Genomic DNA, 17,777 nt, shown 5'->3' with positions numbered 1-17,777 from the left:
GCAATGAATAAGGGACAATTCGCACAGCCCAAAGAAGTGATTCACGAATTAATCAGAAAAAATGGTTATTTCCCCAACAACCCTCAATACCCCTTTTTGGTTTATAAAAACATGGCTGCATTGACTGACCAACCGCCGGATGCCATTCAGGCGTTTTTGCGACACAACCAATGGATCAATTCCTGGGTTGATGGAATCTATAAAAACCATCATTACCATAGTAACACGCATGAGTTATTGGTTGTGATCGCAGGGGATTGCCAGGTTCAGATTGGCGGTGATCAGGGTAAAATTTATGAGATTGCTCGCGGAGATGTCATTATTCTCCCTGCCGGTGTTGCCCATAAAAATACGGGTTCAAGCAGCGATTTCAAATGCATCGGTGCTTATCCTTTTGATGTTGAGTGCGACATGAATTATGGCAAAGCGGAAGAGCATCCCCAGGTCGTCGACAACATCAAGCGCGTAGGGTTACCGGCCAGGGATCCTGTGTTTGGGGCAGAGGGCTTGTTATTCGATTATTGGAAATAATATCAACGCCTATAGTCATCGTGGCGGGCTTATTTTTCTCAGTCACAGCAAGTAGCCGATCAGCACTTGCTAAATTTTTTCATACTAGGCTATGATGCCAGACAAGCGCAAAGAGGGATTTTACCAACGTAATGGATTACCCACGAATTCACCGAACTCTATTCCTGTATTTCCGATATCTTGGTTTAAGTGTTTTATTGTTAACTGGATGTACGTCCATCGGGCCAAGACAAATTCATCTCGATAGGGCCCGTTATAACGATATTGTCCGTGAAACGGATAATGCACAGGTATTAAAAAATCTCGTCCGTTTACGTTATCTGGAACCTACCTCCCATTTAAAGGTAACGAGCGTTACAGCCTCCTATTCTTTAAATTCCGCCCTGGCAGGTAATGTGAACTGGCCGGTTGACAGAAATACCACGGATACGGGTTCAACGATACCCACGGTTGGCGTCGCCGTAGCGCCTAGTGTGAGCTATACCGATTCCCCCACCATTTCCTATGTCCCCATTGACAGTGCGGATTTTGTCGCTTCACTTCTCCAGCCCATAAATTTTAAGCAGCTTGTACTACTTTTTCATGGGGGTATTCACGATCACCAGTTAATTATGCGCGTAGTAATTAATCGACTTGGGGAACTGAATAACGCCTCATTTGCCACTGGCACTAATAGCACGGACATTTCACCCATTGACCACTATGAGTACAAAAAATTTCTAGGCTTCATTAATCTTCTGCAAAAAATGCTGCATGAGAAGAAAGTAAGGATTGAAACAATCAATTATCAAAAGCAGTTAGGTTTGATTATTCACTTTAACAGCCCCTACTCACGGGATGCCTTGGCCCTTAAAGCACTTCTAAAGGTACCGCAAAACAGCCCGGACATTGCTATTATGGACACGGATATCGCAACCACCACCGTGAACCATGCTGGATTCATTACCATAGCCAAAACTGCGCCGGCGAAGAATGTTGTGTTCGCCCGTCTTCGCTCCGTTTATGGAATAATGTTGTTTCTGTCCCATGCGGTGCAGGTTCCTGAAGAAGATGTCAAAGCGAATCTGGTCAAAATAACGAAGGACACGCAAGGGCGCTGTTTCGATTGGAAACCGCTCCTGCAGGGGGTCATGAGAATTTACTCCAGTAATAAAGAACCCCTGGATGCCTTTGTAAAAACGCGCTACAACGGCCATTGGTTTTTTATCCGCGCCTCGGATCATAACTCAAAAATTACCTTTGCCTTATTAGTAAGATTGACGGCATTAACCTCGGGCCTGGATGGAACTTCACAGGCTGCGCCGGTGTTAACTTTGCCTGTTAATGCAGGCCATTAAATGGTTTGGTAATTCGCACTTTGGCTAGCTTTTCCGCCGCAAACGTCAGGCGATGCTGCTGACGTCTATACTGTTATCTACGGAGCTTTATTTATCAGGCACTATGTTCCTTGTTAAGCTAAGAGCAACCAATCGCTTGTTTCTGCAAACACTGCGATTCACAGTAACCCATAAACTGTTTGTTATTCTTCCTCTGGTTGCGCTTGTTTTTACATTTGCAGGCTTCTTATTATTGGGCTGGGGCGTTCATTTGGGGGCGGAGCTTAACCTGCAGCCTAATATGCCTCAATACGATTGGTACCTGCAAATCGCCGGTTTCCTGACGTTAATTTTTTTAATCGTAGGCATCAATACCTTCAGTAGTGCGCTGTTAGTTTATATGGCGAATTTTAAATTATCGGGGAAAGACATTTCCCTTAAAGAAGGATTGCAACAATGTTGGTCACAGCGTTATGCATTAATTTCCTGGGGCGTTTTCTTTACCTGTGCCGGATTCCTTTTATCGCTCCTCTCTCGCGCCGGTAATTTCGGCAGGTTCTTTTTTAAAGCAGTCGGTGGTGGCTGGCGTCTCTGTGCTTTTTTAATTATGCCTTTTATTATGATTGAACAATTAACCCCCAGCCTTGCCTTTGACAAAGCCAAAGACTATTTTCCCAAATCAGCCGTGTTTCAGGTTAATATCTTGTTGCTCCTGGCCCTGTATTTATCACCTCTCTACCTGCTTATCCATTTGTCTCCTTATTGGATCCCTGAGCCCTACCAGGCAATTCTCGATGACTATCTGTTCTATGCTTTATTGCTGCTTATTTTATTCTGGCTAACTTGGGGTGCTGCTTTAAATGCCGTGCTAAAAACAGCCTTGTATTTGACTTTGACAGGACAAAAAGAATTGGCATTTTTGCAGAAAGAGGAGGTTGAGAAAATGATTGGTGAGGACAAAGCGAATTCTTAATTAAACCTGGCCTCCAGACAAACCCTGAGGTATTGCCAGGGTTTATTTGTCGGAAACAAAGGGATTGGCGACAGCATTAAACAGCGCTTGGGCAACGCTGTTTAATTCGCCCCACTTTCAGGCTGCGAGGGAAAAAGGTCACTGCCAATTTTTTTTAAGATATCACTCTCCGATGGCGTAGTTGCCGTCGAAGGAATGCTAAGGGTTGGCGCGGGATTTTGCAGTGCTTCAGTTAAGGTAATGAAGGTATAACCATTGTCTTTATACATCTGAATAACATCCCCCAGGAGATAGCTATTCAGTAGATTCGCATGCACTAACAGGATTTGTTTTGCATTGGGATCTTTGGCCAACCTTTCTGCTCTCAGGGTTTGTTTCCAGATAAAAGCAAGATAGCGTGCCTTCATCTTTTTTACATAAGCTTCTCGCGAGCGATAAGGGACATGATAAAGCTGTTCATTAAAGGCAAAATCCTTGCTGTCAATCGTGACCGGCGCAATGGTGTAATGATGTTCATTCAGATAATCAAGAACCTTGGGCTTCGTGTTCTTGTTGCCTTCTGCCAGATAGGGATAACGAAAATATTTTGGCTCAGTCATCAGGGGGGTAAGAATTTTATCGGCGCGTGCCACATCGGCAATGTATTTCTCAGCGCTCATTTGATTTAAATTGTAATGCGAATAAGTATGATTGCCGATTGCAAATCCTGCAGCACGAAACTGTTCAAGAAATTCCCATTGCCCTTTTCCTATGGCTCCTGCAATCACAAAGCCTGTGGCAGGGACATTATGTTCGGTGAGCGCTTGAATAATTCGATTGAAACGCTCCGTGGAGCGTTGCTGATTGCCTGGTGTATTCATTTGAGAGGCAACAAGCGGTAAATCATCGATGGTCAGGGCAATTTCGCGCGTTTGTCCCAAACAACTACAGCTAACGAATAGAAGAAACAGATAATAGACTATTTTCATTGATAATCCTTTATCAGCAGGAGTGTTTATTTAGTGTAGCAGTACTTTTACCAGCTCGCTTTTTTGATTAAATTTAAAGCAAAAACAAGTACTTTTGGTCCAGATCAGCTAACCTTGCTATTGCGAAACGCCCATTGACCAGATAAGTTAACTAACTCAGAGTGAATTTGGATTGAGAACTGGCATTCAGCAGTTGTGAATGGGCCAAAACCGTTTTTCAACAGATAAATAGGGTCAATGTGATTTTCGGGAATGCTCACATCAAATCATTATCAAACTACTTTGCGCTAATACTCTTATTAGCCGCCCTGACTGGTTGCGTCAATTATCTAGGCATTCACAGCCATAAAAAAATGGCCCATCCCGCACAGTTTCAAACCAGAAAAAGTATCCCCAAACAACATGGGCAGTGGCCTAAACTGGATTGGGCTAACCAATTTGGCGATCCGCAACTGATCACCTTAATTAATGAGGCCATTGCCTGCAATCCCGATTTGGAAGCTGCCAGGGCCCGGATCAAGCAAGCGCAAGCACTGGCATCTAATAAAGCAGCGGCTTTATATCCGCAAGCCAATGCGCGTGGTGCCATTGAACGGGTAAGGTTTGCTTCTTCTGCCGACCTTCCTTTCGATATCGATAATGCCACCTTCACACAGCGTGCTTTCCTTTTAAATATCAATCAGGATTTGGATCTGTGGGGGAAAAATATCTCTTTCCTCAGAGAAGCCATTTCACAGGAAAAGGCGGCAGAGGCTGCAGCGCAAGAAGCCAGCCTTTCCCTCGCCACTTCGGTCGCCTCAACCTACAATCAGTTGGCCTACTATTACGCGTTACGTGACGTATTAAAGGGGACAGTTGCCCAACGCGAGGGGTTGAATAAAATTTCTATGGTGCGGTTACGTACCGGCCTGGATACAAAAACGCAAGTCTACCAATCACGATCCAGCACAGAAACAGCACGTACCCAGCTGATTGCTGCCGAAGGAGAAATCATCACGTTGCGCCAGCAATTAGGTGTTTTACTCGGTGGGGGGCCGGATAGGGGATTGGGGATTACCCAGCCGCGATTAAAAATGGCCAGGACACCGCAATTGCCCGACAATTTGCCCTTAAACCTTTTGGGGCGGCGGCCTGATATTGTGGGAGCACGCTGGAAAGTAGAAGCAAGCCGCCATGGTATAAAAGGCACGAAGGCGAGATTTTATCCTGATGTGAATTTAGTTGCCGGCGCAGCCTTCCTGGCTTTTGCACTGAGCGATATTACTAACACTGCCAATGTAAGATTTATGGGCGCAGCCTTTAGTTTACCCATCTTTGATGCTGGCGCCCTGCGCGCTCAACTTCGTGACAAATACGCCCTTTATGAAGAAGCCGTCGCCGAGTATAACAGCACGCTTAATCGCGCCCTGGGTGAGGTGGCGACGCAGCTGGCTTCGATTCAATCCGTCGACAGGCAATTAGGGCCGCAGAAAGAAGCCCTCCATGCAGCCGAACATGCCTACAATCTGGCACGTGTTCAGTACCGGACCGGCCTTGCCTCGCAATTAGTGGTTTTGGATGCCCAGCTTAGCTATTTGAACGAACAACAAGCACATTTGCAACTTGTGACAAGTCGCCGTAATCTGCAAATAGCACTCATTAAAGCACTTGGCGGGGGCTTTGCAGCCCCAATTTGCTAAATGCAAAAAAGTACAGCAGGAGAGTTAATGTCAGAACAGGTTATTACCCAGCCCGATGATGAACAGCGAATGCATCAGAAGCGGAAAGTTATTCTTACCTCAATGACCCTCGTTTTTTTGCTGATAGCGGTACTTTATGGCTTGTACTGGTTGCTGGTAGGGCGTTTTTATGTGGAAACTGATAATGCTTACGTGAATGGCAACGTCATCCCCATCACCTCACAGGTGGGCGGTACGATTATCGCGGTAAAAGCGGACGACACCCAGTTTGTAAAAACCGGTCAGGTTTTAGTGCAACTGGATCCGATTGACAGTTTTATTGCACTGCAACAGGCCGAAGCCAATCTGGGATCCACCATACGCAATACCCAGCAATTATTTATTAATAACGAGGGATTAGCTGCAAGTATTAAAGACAAGGAAGCAACGCTGGCTAAAGCACATCTAGATTTAAGCCGCCGTAAAGCAGCGATAGGTTATGGCGCCGTTTCGAATGAGGAATTAACGCATGCGAAAGACAACCTTACAAGCGCTGATGCCTCGCTAACGCAAGCCCGTTCCGCGCTTTTAGCAAACCGGGCCTTAACCGAAAATACAAACCTGCAACAGCATCCCAGTGTTTTATTGGCAGCGGCACGATTCCGGGAAGCTTATATTGCCTATAAACGCAGTGAAATACGGTCACCGGCTTCTGGTGAAGTGTCCCGGCGCGTGGCGCAGGTTGGCCAACGCATCGCCCCGGGTACCCGATTAATGGCCGTTGTTCCCCTGGAGCAAGTCTGGGTAGATGCCAATTTTAAAGAGAAACAGGTCAGGGATATGCGCATTGGTCAATCAGCCACCCTGGTCGCAGAGCTCTATGGTTCTTCCGTAAAATATCATGGCAAGATTGTAGGTTTTTCCGCAGGGACAGGAAGTGCCTTTGCGCTCTTGCCCGCTCAAAATGCGACAGGAAACTGGATTAAGGTCGTACAACGGTTGCCCGTTCGTATTATGATTGATCCGCAAGAACTGAAAGCGCATCCTCTGCGTATTGGCCTATCCATGCTAGTTACCGTCAATATTCGTGATCAAAGCGGAAAATACATCAGTGAAGCCTCCGAAATACCCGGGTATACCACAACGATTTATGATGATTTAGGTAAGCAGGCCGATATCGAGACCATGAAAGTCATTCAGGAAAATGTAGCCAAAACCATGAATCTTGCACCCAAGAAGCAAGGGTCTAGCCCCAGCTCCGCAAAGGAATCGTCCCAATGACTGGCGAACAAGCGCAACATGCGTCTCCCCCTCCTTTAGAAGGGGCAAAGCTTGTCATCGCAACGATAGCGGTTGCCCTCGCTACCTTTATGATTGTCCTTGATTCATCAATCGCCAATGTCGCCATTCCCACCATTGCTGGTAATCTCGGTGTTTCTCTCGATGAAGGGACCTGGGTTATCACTGTCTTTGCAGCGGCTAATGCGATTGCGATCCCTTTAACAGGATGGCTAACCTTGCGGTTTGGCCAGGTTCGTTTGTTTACAGGGGCTATAATACTCTTTGTGCTGACCTCCTGGCTTTGTGGCCTGGCAACCAATTTACCTTTTTTACTTTTTGCCCGAATATTGCAAGGCTTTGTTGCAGGTCCCCTGATTCCCTTATCGCAGGCTATTTTGCTGGGCTCTTATCCCCGGGAAAAAAGCTCCATTGCATTAGCGCTCTGGGGAATGACTGCCACCGTCGGCCCCATTGCCGGCCCGACCCTGGGAGGCTGGATAACGGCGAGTTATGATTGGTCCTGGATTTTTTACATCAATATCCCGGTCGGCCTATTTGCTGCTGTCGTCTGTTGGTGGATTTATCATGATCGTGAGACAGAAAGAAAAATTTTTCCGATTGATACAGTCGGCCTGATACTCCTGATCATCTGGGTTGCTGCCCTGCAAATCATGCTCGATAAGGGCAAAAATCTCGATTGGTTTAACTCATCCGAAATCGTTATCCTCGCTATTATTGCAGGCGTAGGCTTTTGCTACTTTCTCGTCTGGGAGTTAACCCAGAAAAATCCGGTGATCGATCTCACCCTCTTTGCCGGCCGCAATTTTACTGGCGGTACAATCGCTATCGCAGTGGGTTATGGCGTGTTTTTTGGTAACCTGGTTTTATTACCGCAATGGCTGCAACAAGATCTGGCCTATCCTTCGCTCAATGCGGGATTAGTGATGGCGCCCCTGGGTGTTTTTGCGGTGATTTGCTCACCCATTGTCGGACGAATTTTACCCAAGAGTGATGCCCGGGTGATCACAACTATTGCCTTTCTTCTTTTTGCTCTTGTCTTCTATCTACGCTCGCTTTATACCAGCGATGTCGACACCTGGACCCTGGTGATCCCTACCTTATTGCAAGGGATTCCTGTTGCCATGTTCTTTATCCCGCTATCGCTTATTATTCTTGCCGGATTACCTACCGACAAGATCGCGGCGGCTGCAGGCCTATCCAATTTTGCACGCGTCTTCTGCGGTGCCATTGGCACCTCCATTGCGAGCACGACCTGGAATAACCGCGCGATTGTGCATCACTCGCAGTTAACCGAACAATCGACACCCTACACAACAACCTTCAATGATTTCATCAGTCTGAGCCAGAATGTTTTAGGTATCGACCAACAACAAAGTTACGCACTGTTTAACCGCATCGTCGATGTACAATCCGATACGCTGGGATTAAATGATATTTTCTGGGTCTCATCGCTTATCTTCCTGGCTCTAATTCCCATCGTGTGGATTACCAAGCCGGAACCAGGCGCAGGGCATGCCGTGGCTGTGGAAGCCTAGAAACAATTGTTATTGATACCTGCCGTAACAAATTTCCTTAGTACTTTTTTAGCAATTTGCTTTATGATACTGCTGCCTGAAGTTAGGTAACTCTGTAAATTATTTGGATTATTTACTGAGTCCTGGCTCATGCTTGCTGCAATATTATTAATCAATATAAGGTAGTAGAAAATGCGAAAATCATTTAGATCGTGCCTGTTTGTTCTATTTGCAATATTGTCGTCTGTAGCCTTGGCAAGCGTTCATGAGGATCATCCTTATACCTTTACCATTTCAAAACATGTTTATAAATATTCTGAGCAGTACCAGATTAAATCCGCACAACAAGACACCTACCCCGGAACAGTAAAGAAGAGTGCTTTCCGTATTCGTGACAACTATGACTTATCGAATAAAGATGGCTGGCAAGCGACTGGTATTACTCGCGTGTTGTCACCTGGCATCTTGTATCACTGGGCAAAAGACATTGATATTTATGATACCCGCGGTGTAAAAATTGGTTTAATCAGCGGCAAGTTTGCAACACTGGAAGCCGCAAAATTCACTATCTATGAATACGATGAAGAAGGAAATTACAAGGAGATTGCAGCAGCCTACGCAACTCCCGATTTCCACCGTTTTGCTATCCTGGAAACCCCTGACAACCCTCATCCTCTTGCTGAAATCAGTCGCAATTTGGGCGATATGACCTGGACTGTCAGCGTCCATTATCCGGAAAAACTGGATGATCGTTTAGTACGTATTTTTGCAGGATTCATCATCGACCACGAAGATAAATTCCTGGCACAAACCGACACTGAAACCGATGTTGAGTTAGACTAAGCTTTGTCATTCCTTTAATCTTCTCCGCGAAAGCGGGGAAGATGCCTTACCGCCCAATCAATAACGAAATTCTACCAATACGGCAGATCACAGGCATCCCGCCTCATACCCATCCGATTCCCCAAGCGTCACCTAATGTGCGGTTGAACAGACGGCTCTCAAACAGGCGCTGTGCTTTGCTATGCTAGAATTAACGATAAAGAAAGGATCCCTGACATGGAAAAGTTCTTCGGGTTTGGCGAAATTTGGGACTACGGTTTGTATCTACGCGGCCTGGTCATTACCTTGTATGCGATTATCTTGTTCAGGGTTAACCTGTCACGCCTTTATGGGAATCACTCCCCGCTGGATTTTATTATTTACATCATTCTCGGTGCCATATTAGGTGAAGCCATTGTCAATAATATTCCCCTCTTGCCTTCAATGATTGTCTGCACACTGATTGTTTTGGTTTACCGTTTCCTCGCTTACTTGACCTATAAAAGTCATGGGATTGGAAAGTACATCAAAGGGGAGAAAGTTATCATTATTAAAAATGGACGATACGTGAGAAAAAGCCTCCAGTGTTGCCGCATTACTTCAAATGATATTTTACAGGCATTGAGGCTCCAACACGGTATCAACACCATAGAGCCAATTTATGAGGCTATTCTTGAGCGTGGGGGACAAATTTCCTTTATGTTTAAAAAACAAAAACCCCATAAAAAATCGGCAAAGCTGGATTCCTTGCCATAATAATCATAAGATTCCCACCTCCGCACAGAGCTCGCATTTTAATGTAGCCCGGGTTAAGCCAAAGGCTGTAACCCGGGGATTCAAACACTCGCAACATCAATGAATCAACACGCTCGCCACCATGCGCCGCAACATCGTCGGCAACAAGGGTTTCACATAAACCTGATTTGCCCCCATCGCCAGACAGTGTTTCCCCAAGGGTTCATCCACATGCGCTGAAATCACAATAATGGGTGTCCTTTCATAGAGAGGGATTGCCCGAATCAACGGTAAAATTTCCTCACCCGGCCTGTCCGGTAAACCCAAATCAAGCAGGATGCAGTCGAAGTAGGTTGGGTCGCGACCCAACAAAAACTTCTGGAATATCATTTCAGGGAATTCTCAGGTTAGTAAGTTGGGTCACGACCCAACCTACATAAGGGAGCAACTCCGCAATAGTCCTTTAAATCAACGTACTCTCCACCATCCGCCGCAACATCGTCGGCAACAAGGGTTTCACATAAACCTGATTTGCCCCCATCGCCAGACAGTGTTTTCCCAAAGGTTCATCCACATGCGCTGAAATCACAATAATCGGTGTCCTTTCATAGAGAGGGATTGCCCGAATCAACGGTAAAATTTCCTCACCCGGCCTATCCGGTAAACCCAAATCAAGCAGGATGCAGTCGAAGCATTGGGTGGCCAGTGTTTCCAATGCTTGTTGTGCAGTTTCTGCGAGGGTTAATTGATACTCGTCACTCAATAACGAACGATACATCTGTTGGCAGATAACATTGTCTTCAACGATTAAAAGTTGTGTCATGATTTATTCCTTTATTGTAGATTGGACCTTTGCCCAACATCGTGTTGCCATAATTTTGGGGAACCGCTGGTTTTACACCGGCCTTACTCAGGCGCTGCGATTTCCCCATAGCGCAAACCCTTGGCAATCGCCTCCGCTATGTTTTTACAACCAAGTTTCTGAAAAATAGTATTGCGAAGCCACACAACCTGCCGTTCCGACACCGCAAAAAAGCTAGCAATCTCTTTAATACTTTTCCCCAGCGAGGATAAATACAAACACTGTTGCTCACGCGGGGTTAAGCGCCCATCGATACAAAGCGGCCGCTGTACCCAGGCCTGTGACAACAAGGTCTGCACTTCAGCAAGCTGCTTGTTGCTAGGGTTTGGATTACCTAAATAGGTTAAGTAATCACGCGCAAAGGCTTTAAAAAACTGTTTCTGTTTCGCGGTGTGGTAATGAATAAAAGCATGTTCATTCATTCTGTTACTGTCCATGTTGTTCTCCAGCGTAGGTTGGGAAACTCACCCAACAGCAGTCGGGTCAAGACCCGACCTACATTAAAAGAACACGGGCAAGAGACGTGACTGTTCCTACCCGTGCAGTGAGTATTGGAAACATTAGTGTTCGTTTAGCGATTTACTTGCGCAAATAGCTAACAAAACCTAAGGGTCACGTCGAAAAAAGGGGGATTTTATGCCGTTTCTTACGAAGGAAACGTTGAAAAAAGGAATGCAAATGAAATAACATGACGTCAGCCATAATTTATCTCCTGGATAGATTGTGGTTAGCTGGTAGCGGGGGACTGCAATCCCTCCTATCAGCGCTTTTAGTGCATTTAAACTTAAAACGCGTTTCAATCTTATTTTATTCCGCAGTGAGTTGCAACTGGAAAATTTAGTGTGTTTTCAGGGGGCTCGCTGCGGGGTGCTAATTCTTGCTCCTTGCCTCAGCTCGAAGCTTTTCTTCTTCTTTCGACAATGAAGTTACACTAATTGATCTCTTAATGTGCATATTGAAAAATAAATGACGACCCTCATGTTATCTTATACCTATAATTAAATAAGGAGTAGGTTGAGGAACAATAAGAAACTTGGGAAATAACCCGATGATTTACAAGGAATTGTGAAATGATTCTACATATAAAATCTAGTGAGAACTCGAATCAGTTTAAAAGAAATTATTACGATTTATACAGTAATGGAACATTAGCTGATGTAAAAAATATCTTATCAAAAACGTATTATAGAGGTGAAGCATTACCAAATGAGATATTTATTTACAGAGAGAAACAAGGTAGGTCATGGCTCATACCTCCCACGAAGTGAGCAAATTCAGCCCTGCCCACAAGTTCTTAAACTAAAAAAGAAGGTTGGTTTGCTTGAGAAGTACTGCATGGGATGTTGAAAGTGTCATTGCTGCACCAATGGGGCAGGCCTTGAATCTTGTGTTCAATACTCAAATTCAAGCTCTGGCCCTAAGCCCCACTTTTACTTAGTATTATGACTTATTCAGTGTATAGGTCTACTGAAACACCATCCTCCGTTTCACCACTAATATGCCCTTGCCCATCCCATTGACCCTCAAATTCAACTGAATTTCCATCCTCATCGGTTAACTCGCCGGTAACCTCTTGCTCTCCTTTATTGGAGTATATAGTGCCCTCAAGTTCTTTGCCGTTTTCATCTTCTCCTGAGACGTCATAAGAATAATCAGAGGCAAAGCAGTTTAGACTAAATATGCATGTTAATATAACAATTGCTTTTTTCATTTTACATCTCAGATATTTACATATTACCTACATTATAGAATCCACTTCTACCAATGGGTTCAGTATTCAACGCTAAAAATTCAAGCTCTGCTAAGTGCTGCCTCAAATTAAAACGATTTACAGAGTTATATTATTTCTCGACAAGTTTGTTCGTATTTTTTTAATCCGGCATTCACGCTATGAGCTAGGGTAGTTGGTAAGCTGCAGTTTAGGTTAGGTTTATTACTGAAGCTATATAAGCTTTTACATTGGGCTAGCTGATAGTTGTAAAGACGAGCACTCTCTTCGGTTGTTGTATAAGATGTTTTCATATATTTTACATAAGCATCTGCTCGGTTTCTGCAGTTCTCAAATCCATTTTTATTCTTTCTATTTTGCTGTATACAAGCCTCTGCCCAGTCTTGACTGTAAAGCTCCATAGCTTTATTCATACAAAGCTTTATTTTAATTTTGTGCTCTCTTTCTTGAACCAAACGCTTTTGTTCATTTATTCTAATTTTTTCTTCCAGTTCTTTATGACGAATTGCTAATTGGTTTTTGCTCCAAACTAAATAAGCAATAACCAACGATACTGCCAATAAAAAAGAACCTGCATAAATCAGATGAATTATATAATTTGGTTTTTTTGTGATTGTATTAGTCAATTTAACTCCGGAATTATACACAGCATCATTAGTTTTAATGACATCCATGTGTTTATTATTTTTTAATTTTTAAACACATATTAATTACGATATTGCCTTAATATGGCTGCTATATTTAAAGTGTGCTGAACTGAAGAATCCACCACATTTGTCCTTAATGGAACATTCACTACACTCAGGCATATATTCATTTTTCCAATCAGAAATACTTTTTTTAGCAAATCGCCAAAGGGTTTTATCAAGCAAGCATAACTGATGATTATAGATTGAAACATTCATACCAAACCGATGTAAAATTTGAACTGCTTGAGCAAGCTCGTTCTGATAGTTGATAGGATCAATCCATAAAGAATCAAGATTAGCTTTAGTAAAGCCCATCATTTCAAGCCCCATTAGAGCCACATGATCTACAAATAAGAGATTGCGAGTAATAAACTCAGCAAGTTGGGGTAAACGCTGATAAGTTTGCTTATGAAGAACAACCCGAATTTCAACTTTTTGATTAACTGATTTTAAATTAATAATTCCTTTGAGCGTTTCATTATAGGCATTATTAGCTTGCACCACATAATCATGGATACTTGGTACATCTGAATAAAGTGGAATGCCAAACATTAAGTCAGGGTGATCTACTTTGGCGATGTTTTTTACTAGTTGCGTATCTATGAAGTTCCTGCCATTTGTTAAAACATGGATAGCTGTCCTTGGTAGATGATTTTTAAAGCGTTTAAACATGGTAACGAGGTCGTTACCTAATAATGTAGGCTCACCGCCAGTAATACCTATTTCAGCCGCGGTTGGGCTTATTAAAGGAATCATAGATAAAATTTCATTAACTAAATATCTATCATTAATGTTTCTTGGTGGCTGAGAGCACATCAAGCAGAAATTGTTGCAATTTTCTGTGACTAATATTGAGTTAAATTGGCTATTTTTTCTGAAAGCGACTTTGATCGAATTCTTTTCTGGATTAATGACAACAATATCATCTGTTTCAAGGTAATTAAAATCCTGTGGTATAGCAAAGATATTTTCTAAAACTGTTTCTGAAGCTCTAATATTTTCAGGTACAAAAATAAGATAAGCTTTAAAACCTGATGGTAGATTTGACAAACCAGCTTTATTTATAAAAATTAAATCAGCAAGCGTAGCCTAGTTGCTTGCAACCAGGATTTCTATTTCATCTACTATTTTTAATTCACCAGAATTCACTCATATGAGTCAACACAGATAGAGAGAAAGGGGCTTTCCTTTTTTTCTTATTCCCTAAGGCGCGCTCTCATATTAACTTGGGCAAAGGGGAAAGTTTGCCTGCTCAGAGGCGCTTCCTGTAAACCCCTGGTTGCAAGTAACCAGGTTACGCTGGCTATTTATCTGAAGCACGCATGGATCAAGGCTTGACTCTTGTATTCAACAATCAATACGGATGCAAAATACAAGCAGTGCCCCCATAGTTCGCCCTCAAATTTATAAACAGTCTAAAATTAATGTATGCCCCGTTGTAACGAAGCATCACTCATGGGAAAAGGAAAATGGGAAAAATTCCGCAGCCGCTATAGTCCAGTAGATATTTCTAAAGCAAACACTGGTGATGCTAATCTTCAATTGGATTGGGTTAGAGAATCCCTGCAAGGTAGAATGAAAATTAATGGAGTTCCGATTAAGGAATATGCTGATCAGTTCAATGGATTCGAGAGTGAAGAGGATGTTGAATCTTTTTTTCAAAAAGTCATTTTAAAAGATATGCAACCTCTCGACCAAACCAAAGCCGGCGAAATCGTTGACTATTTAAAGAAGAGTTTCCACCAGGGCGGGTTTATGTACCCAGTATCAAGTCCACTGGCCGTTTCAATGAAGGAATACGATGAAGATCTGGATATGGATATACCCTTCGCCACAGTAGGTCAAATGGATGTATCAATTAACATCGTTACCAGTAAAACCGGGTTTAAAATTCAAGAGCTCGCAACAGTAAAAGACCTGATTATAAGTAATCCCCTAGTCGCTGGAAAAATGAAGGTTGATTCAGAGAACCCACGACTTTTGCCAAAAAAGGGTTCTGATTATGTCATTAAAGCGGCGGGCACAATTAATATAGATTTTTCAAATAGCGGCACAGAGCCATCTATCAACGTTGAAAATAATATGATTAGCTATGGCCATCGTGAACTGGCAAAAAGAATGGATAAGCGTAACTTCGGCCAGGTGGTTGTGGATTTCTTCAGAAATATTTTAGGAGCTAATCGTGTAAAAGACATTTCCCCAAAAAATGAACAGTTAAAAGAGAACCAAAACGAAGAGGTTTTTGAGAATAACGCGGTTGAAGCAGATGAGCCACCTCGGCCATCTCCTGGAGGCCCATAAATACAATGAGTTAACGACGGTGCCGCTGATTCATTGACATTCTAAGGCGTGATGCTTGCGAAGAGGCCCTAAAGACTGGTTATTCCTCAATAAGGTTGTTGAGGTAAGCAACGTGATACTTGCCATAAAAATTAGATAATAAGCCGGTGTGATAAGGCCTGCTCTTTCTGTCAGTAGAGTAATAATCAATGGCGCACTGCCGCCGAATAAGGCATTTCCCAAATTATAAGAGAATGCTATTCCGCTATAGCGAACGTTCTCAGGGCAATTTTCAACAATAGCAGTTAGCGTATTTCCTTGCTCGAGTGAGCTTAAAACAGTTGCTATAGCCAGAGCTAAGAGCGCCAGGAATATCGATTTGGACTGCAGGAAATAAAAGCAGGGTAAAAGTAAAACGATAACGGCTGTCGAGGTGATTATCAGTATTTTTCGTCGGGTAAAATAATCACCACACAGGCCTGCCAAAGGTACTGTAAACAGCATTAGCACTAACATCAGGCTATTCATGATGAATGCGTCGGCGAATGAAAAGCCAATATAGTGTTCCAGATAAGTTGGCATATAACCAAAGAATGCATAGTAAAAGGATGAGCCCATGCAAGTAAGTCCAAAAATTTTCAGCAACTGGTAGGGTGCGAACTTAATAGCCGCACTAAATGGGTAGGACTCAATGCGATGTCTTTTTTGTAATTGCGAGTAAACAGGCGTTTCAGCTAATTTAAACCGGTAATAAATGATTAATGAGCCTGGTAATCCTATGAGAATAAAGGGTAGGCGCCATGCCCAATGTGTAATAGCCTCTTCAGTAAAAAATAAATGAATGAGCATCAAGGTGATTGTGGCAAATAAAAACCCTAGATTTGCACCTATTGCTGCAAAACTGGTGATAAGGCCCCGTTTGTTTTGCGGGGCTGATTCAGCGAGGTAGATCATGATTCCACTGTATTCGCCACCAATCGATATCCCTTGTATTAAACGGAGTAGGATGAACAGGATTGGAGCCGTTACCCCTATCGTCTCATAAGACGGAATAACACCCACCAACAAGGTTGATATGGTGATAATCAAGATAGAAATTCTTAATGTTTTTGTACGGCCGCGCGTATCTCCAAAATAACCAAAAAAGATACCGCCGAGTGGTCGACAAAGAAAACCAACTGCAAATAAGATTAAAACGTCAATGGTTCCACTGCCAGCTGATGCTTGTGGAAAAAATTTAGCACCGATCATGGGCGCCATGAAAATAAAAAGCCCAAAATCAAACCACTCAATGGTATTGCCGAGACTGGATATCAGTACTTCTTTAGTGATCAATGGATGCCGGCTTGAGGCTATTTTTGTTTCCAATTTAATATACTTTTATCAGTGAAATTAAAAGGATGCTCGCTTGTCATTACACTATTTTTATGCTGCCGTGAGGTCGCTGTTGTTATGCCAATTCAGTGTATTAGCAGGTTCACCCACAGAAGTGAAACCAACACAATATTGCCTGAATTACCATTAAAATCAGCAACCTAATGTCTTTGCACTTTATTTCAAATAGATAGTAAAGATTACAGCATAATTCTTGCTCTGATACTACAGGTTCATCACTTTCTATCCGGTGTTACGGAGTCAGGGGCTGCCCCCATTAGCAGGAGTAGCATTAGTGTGTTATTAGATTATCGTTACAACTCGATCCTTGTTTTTAACGTCAGTGCCCATTTCTAGCCCTGACAATGCATTAATTAAATTTCTCAAAAGATGAACTAATGCGACGACGGGAACCAGAGCGATTGTAAGTGCTAATCCCACTGAGTGTCTGATCACTTCAAGTGGAATAGCAATTCCCCAGGCTATAGAGTTAATAATAGGCGTATTTTTTCTATGCTCTAAATAGGTATCAGAAATTAATTTACGTGCTAATAAAGGAAAAACCAAATAGTCTAAAACGCCTTTAATGCCTGTTTGACGGTTATGTTTATGCAGAGCATGGAGCTCGGAGCCAATCATAACCGGGATGAGATAGGGTCGGAAAAAAGCTGTCATGACTTGTTCAAATATAGTTTTTTGAGCGGCTACAGGCGGGTGCTCATAATGTTCACCCACTAAACATAAGTACGTTGCGTCAAGTGTTCTTTCCCAGGATAAATTGTCTTCCCATTGTAATTGAATAATTTCCTGAGGTAATAAATCGGTTATTTCATCCGAGGCTAATATACTCAGCATGGGTTTAGTCCGGGGAGAAATACCGGATGATTTAGAAAAAGGATTAAGTGCCCTAAAAAACCGACTCATAGATAGTAACCTGAATGGCTAACAAATTAAAATCTCAAATTGGCAAGCTCTCAAACTGCACCACTTACCTGAACACGATTGTCACTACGCGTTGTATTTC

General features: G+C 43.1%; 18 protein-coding genes. 9 read left to right on the top strand and 9 right to left on the bottom strand.

Going from position 1 to position 17,777, the window contains the following annotated elements:
• Nucleotides 1-3: 3 nt before the first annotated feature.
• The 3 genes from Lfee_RS08350 to Lfee_RS08340 all read left to right on the top strand — a co-directional run bounded on the left by Lfee_RS08350 (nucleotide 4) and on the right by Lfee_RS08340 (nucleotide 2,820).
• Entirely contained in the window at nucleotides 4-531 is a 528-nt protein-coding gene (locus tag Lfee_RS08350) for a cupin domain-containing protein (RefSeq protein WP_058445741.1), read from the top strand.
• Between the two features lie 131 nt (nucleotides 532-662).
• A complete protein-coding gene (locus Lfee_RS08345; protein WP_058445739.1) occupies nucleotides 663-1,868 on the top strand; it encodes a hypothetical protein in 1,206 nt (401 codons plus the stop codon).
• A 103-nt stretch (nucleotides 1,869-1,971) separates the two neighbouring features.
• Nucleotides 1,972-2,820 carry a DUF6159 family protein gene (locus Lfee_RS08340; RefSeq protein WP_058445737.1) on the top strand — a complete coding sequence of 283 codons (849 nt, stop codon included), beginning with the start codon at nucleotides 1,972-1,974 and terminating at the stop codon, nucleotides 2,818-2,820.
• 101 nt (nucleotides 2,821-2,921) lie between these two features.
• On the opposite strand, the gene Lfee_RS08335 is transcribed toward Lfee_RS08340, so the two are convergent.
• Nucleotides 2,922-3,788, bottom strand: coding sequence for a polysaccharide deacetylase family protein (locus Lfee_RS08335; protein ID WP_058445735.1), 867 nt, complete (start codon nucleotides 3,786-3,788; stop codon nucleotides 2,922-2,924).
• 239 nt (nucleotides 3,789-4,027) lie between these two features.
• Here Lfee_RS08335 and Lfee_RS08330 point away from each other — a divergent pair, with 239 nt between their 5' ends.
• From Lfee_RS08330 to Lfee_RS08310, 5 genes are all read left to right on the top strand, one after another.
• Nucleotides 4,028-5,467, top strand: coding sequence for an efflux transporter outer membrane subunit (locus tag Lfee_RS08330; protein WP_058445733.1), 1,440 nt, complete (start codon nucleotides 4,028-4,030; stop codon nucleotides 5,465-5,467).
• A gap of 27 nt (nucleotides 5,468-5,494) precedes the next feature.
• Entirely contained in the window at nucleotides 5,495-6,727 is a 1,233-nt protein-coding gene (locus tag Lfee_RS08325) for an HlyD family secretion protein (protein WP_238584902.1), read from the top strand.
• Nucleotides 6,724-8,283 carry a DHA2 family efflux MFS transporter permease subunit gene (locus tag Lfee_RS08320; protein WP_058445730.1) on the top strand — a complete coding sequence of 520 codons (1,560 nt, stop codon included), beginning with the start codon at nucleotides 6,724-6,726 and terminating at the stop codon, nucleotides 8,281-8,283. The genes Lfee_RS08325 and Lfee_RS08320 overlap by 4 nt, the downstream gene beginning before the upstream one ends.
• Before the next feature lie 171 nt (nucleotides 8,284-8,454).
• Complete coding sequence (locus Lfee_RS08315) at nucleotides 8,455-9,105, top strand: hypothetical protein (protein WP_058445728.1); 651 nt, start codon at nucleotides 8,455-8,457, stop codon at nucleotides 9,103-9,105.
• A gap of 216 nt (nucleotides 9,106-9,321) precedes the next feature.
• A complete protein-coding gene (locus Lfee_RS08310) occupies nucleotides 9,322-9,840 on the top strand; it encodes a DUF421 domain-containing protein (RefSeq protein ID WP_058445725.1) in 519 nt (172 codons plus the stop codon).
• A 96-nt stretch (nucleotides 9,841-9,936) separates the two neighbouring features.
• Here Lfee_RS08310 and Lfee_RS08305 read toward each other — a convergent pair whose 3' ends face one another.
• The 6 genes from Lfee_RS08305 to hxsC form a co-directional block, all read right to left on the bottom strand.
• Nucleotides 9,937-10,209 (bottom strand): response regulator, encoded by a 273-nt coding sequence (locus Lfee_RS08305; protein WP_058445723.1) that lies wholly within the window; start codon nucleotides 10,207-10,209, stop codon nucleotides 9,937-9,939.
• A 73-nt stretch (nucleotides 10,210-10,282) separates the two neighbouring features.
• Nucleotides 10,283-10,642: a response regulator gene (locus Lfee_RS08300; protein WP_058445721.1), complete on the bottom strand. Its 360-nt coding sequence runs from the start codon at nucleotides 10,640-10,642 to the stop codon at nucleotides 10,283-10,285.
• 83 nt (nucleotides 10,643-10,725) lie between these two features.
• Nucleotides 10,726-11,118, bottom strand: a complete 393-nt coding sequence (locus Lfee_RS08295) for a helix-turn-helix transcriptional regulator (RefSeq protein ID WP_058445720.1) — start codon at nucleotides 11,116-11,118, stop codon at nucleotides 10,726-10,728.
• Between the two features lie 1,010 nt (nucleotides 11,119-12,128).
• Nucleotides 12,129-12,392 (bottom strand): hypothetical protein, encoded by a 264-nt coding sequence (locus Lfee_RS08285; RefSeq protein WP_058445716.1) that lies wholly within the window; start codon nucleotides 12,390-12,392, stop codon nucleotides 12,129-12,131.
• A 125-nt stretch (nucleotides 12,393-12,517) separates the two neighbouring features.
• The gene (locus Lfee_RS08280; RefSeq protein ID WP_058445714.1) at nucleotides 12,518-13,084 is read right to left on the bottom strand and encodes a hypothetical protein; all 567 of its coding nucleotides are present in this window, start codon (nucleotides 13,082-13,084) and stop codon (nucleotides 12,518-12,520) included.
• Between the two features lie 36 nt (nucleotides 13,085-13,120).
• Entirely contained in the window at nucleotides 13,121-14,149 is a 1,029-nt protein-coding gene (gene hxsC, locus Lfee_RS08275) for a His-Xaa-Ser system radical SAM maturase HxsC (protein WP_058445712.1), read from the bottom strand.
• Between the two features lie 405 nt (nucleotides 14,150-14,554).
• Between hxsC and Lfee_RS08270 the strand changes: the two genes are divergently transcribed.
• Nucleotides 14,555-15,400: a hypothetical protein gene (locus Lfee_RS08270; protein ID WP_058445710.1), complete on the top strand. Its 846-nt coding sequence runs from the start codon at nucleotides 14,555-14,557 to the stop codon at nucleotides 15,398-15,400.
• Nucleotides 15,401-15,430: 30 nt separating this feature from the next.
• Here Lfee_RS08270 and Lfee_RS08265 read toward each other — a convergent pair whose 3' ends face one another.
• Together Lfee_RS08265 and Lfee_RS08260 are read right to left on the bottom strand one after the other, a co-directional pair.
• Entirely contained in the window at nucleotides 15,431-16,747 is a 1,317-nt protein-coding gene (locus Lfee_RS08265; protein ID WP_238584901.1) for an MFS transporter, read from the bottom strand.
• A 309-nt stretch (nucleotides 16,748-17,056) separates the two neighbouring features.
• Nucleotides 17,057-17,677 (bottom strand): hypothetical protein, encoded by a 621-nt coding sequence (locus tag Lfee_RS08260; RefSeq protein WP_058445708.1) that lies wholly within the window; start codon nucleotides 17,675-17,677, stop codon nucleotides 17,057-17,059.
• Between the last annotated feature and the right edge of the window lie 100 nt (nucleotides 17,678-17,777).

This window comes from Legionella feeleii (assembly GCF_001467625.1).
GTDB classification, from domain to species: Bacteria; Pseudomonadota; Gammaproteobacteria; order Legionellales; family Legionellaceae; genus Tatlockia; species Tatlockia feeleii.
This window is presented reverse-complemented; position numbering and strand designations above follow the sequence as displayed.

Excerpts from the sequence above, each read along its gene's own strand:
- Lfee_RS08320 (WP_058445730.1), top strand. The coding sequence starts at position 6,724 with ATGACTGGCGAACAAGCGCAACATGCGTCTCCCCCTCCTTTAGAAGGG.
- Lfee_RS08310 (WP_058445725.1), top strand. The coding sequence starts at position 9,322 with ATGGAAAAGTTCTTCGGGTTTGGCGAAATTTGGGACTACGGTTTGTAT.
- Lfee_RS08315 (WP_058445728.1), top strand. The coding sequence starts at position 8,455 with ATGCGAAAATCATTTAGATCGTGCCTGTTTGTTCTATTTGCAATATTG.
- Lfee_RS08325 (WP_238584902.1), top strand. The coding sequence starts at position 5,495 with ATGTCAGAACAGGTTATTACCCAGCCCGATGATGAACAGCGAATGCAT.
- Lfee_RS08305 (WP_058445723.1), bottom strand. The coding sequence starts at position 10,209 with ATGATATTCCAGAAGTTTTTGTTGGGTCGCGACCCAACCTACTTCGAC.
- Lfee_RS08335 (WP_058445735.1), bottom strand. The coding sequence starts at position 3,788 with ATGAAAATAGTCTATTATCTGTTTCTTCTATTCGTTAGCTGTAGTTGT.
- Lfee_RS08280 (WP_058445714.1), bottom strand. The coding sequence starts at position 13,084 with ATGGATGTCATTAAAACTAATGATGCTGTGTATAATTCCGGAGTTAAA.
- Lfee_RS08300 (WP_058445721.1), bottom strand. The coding sequence starts at position 10,642 with ATGACACAACTTTTAATCGTTGAAGACAATGTTATCTGCCAACAGATG.
- Lfee_RS08345 (WP_058445739.1), top strand. The coding sequence starts at position 663 with ATGGATTACCCACGAATTCACCGAACTCTATTCCTGTATTTCCGATAT.
- Lfee_RS08270 (WP_058445710.1), top strand. The coding sequence starts at position 14,555 with ATGGGAAAAGGAAAATGGGAAAAATTCCGCAGCCGCTATAGTCCAGTA.
- Lfee_RS08260 (WP_058445708.1), bottom strand. The coding sequence starts at position 17,677 with ATGAGTCGGTTTTTTAGGGCACTTAATCCTTTTTCTAAATCATCCGGT.
- Lfee_RS08340 (WP_058445737.1), top strand. The coding sequence starts at position 1,972 with ATGTTCCTTGTTAAGCTAAGAGCAACCAATCGCTTGTTTCTGCAAACA.
- Lfee_RS08350 (WP_058445741.1), top strand. The coding sequence starts at position 4 with ATGAATAAGGGACAATTCGCACAGCCCAAAGAAGTGATTCACGAATTA.
- Lfee_RS08295 (WP_058445720.1), bottom strand. The coding sequence starts at position 11,118 with ATGGACAGTAACAGAATGAATGAACATGCTTTTATTCATTACCACACC.
- Lfee_RS08285 (WP_058445716.1), bottom strand. The coding sequence starts at position 12,392 with ATGAAAAAAGCAATTGTTATATTAACATGCATATTTAGTCTAAACTGC.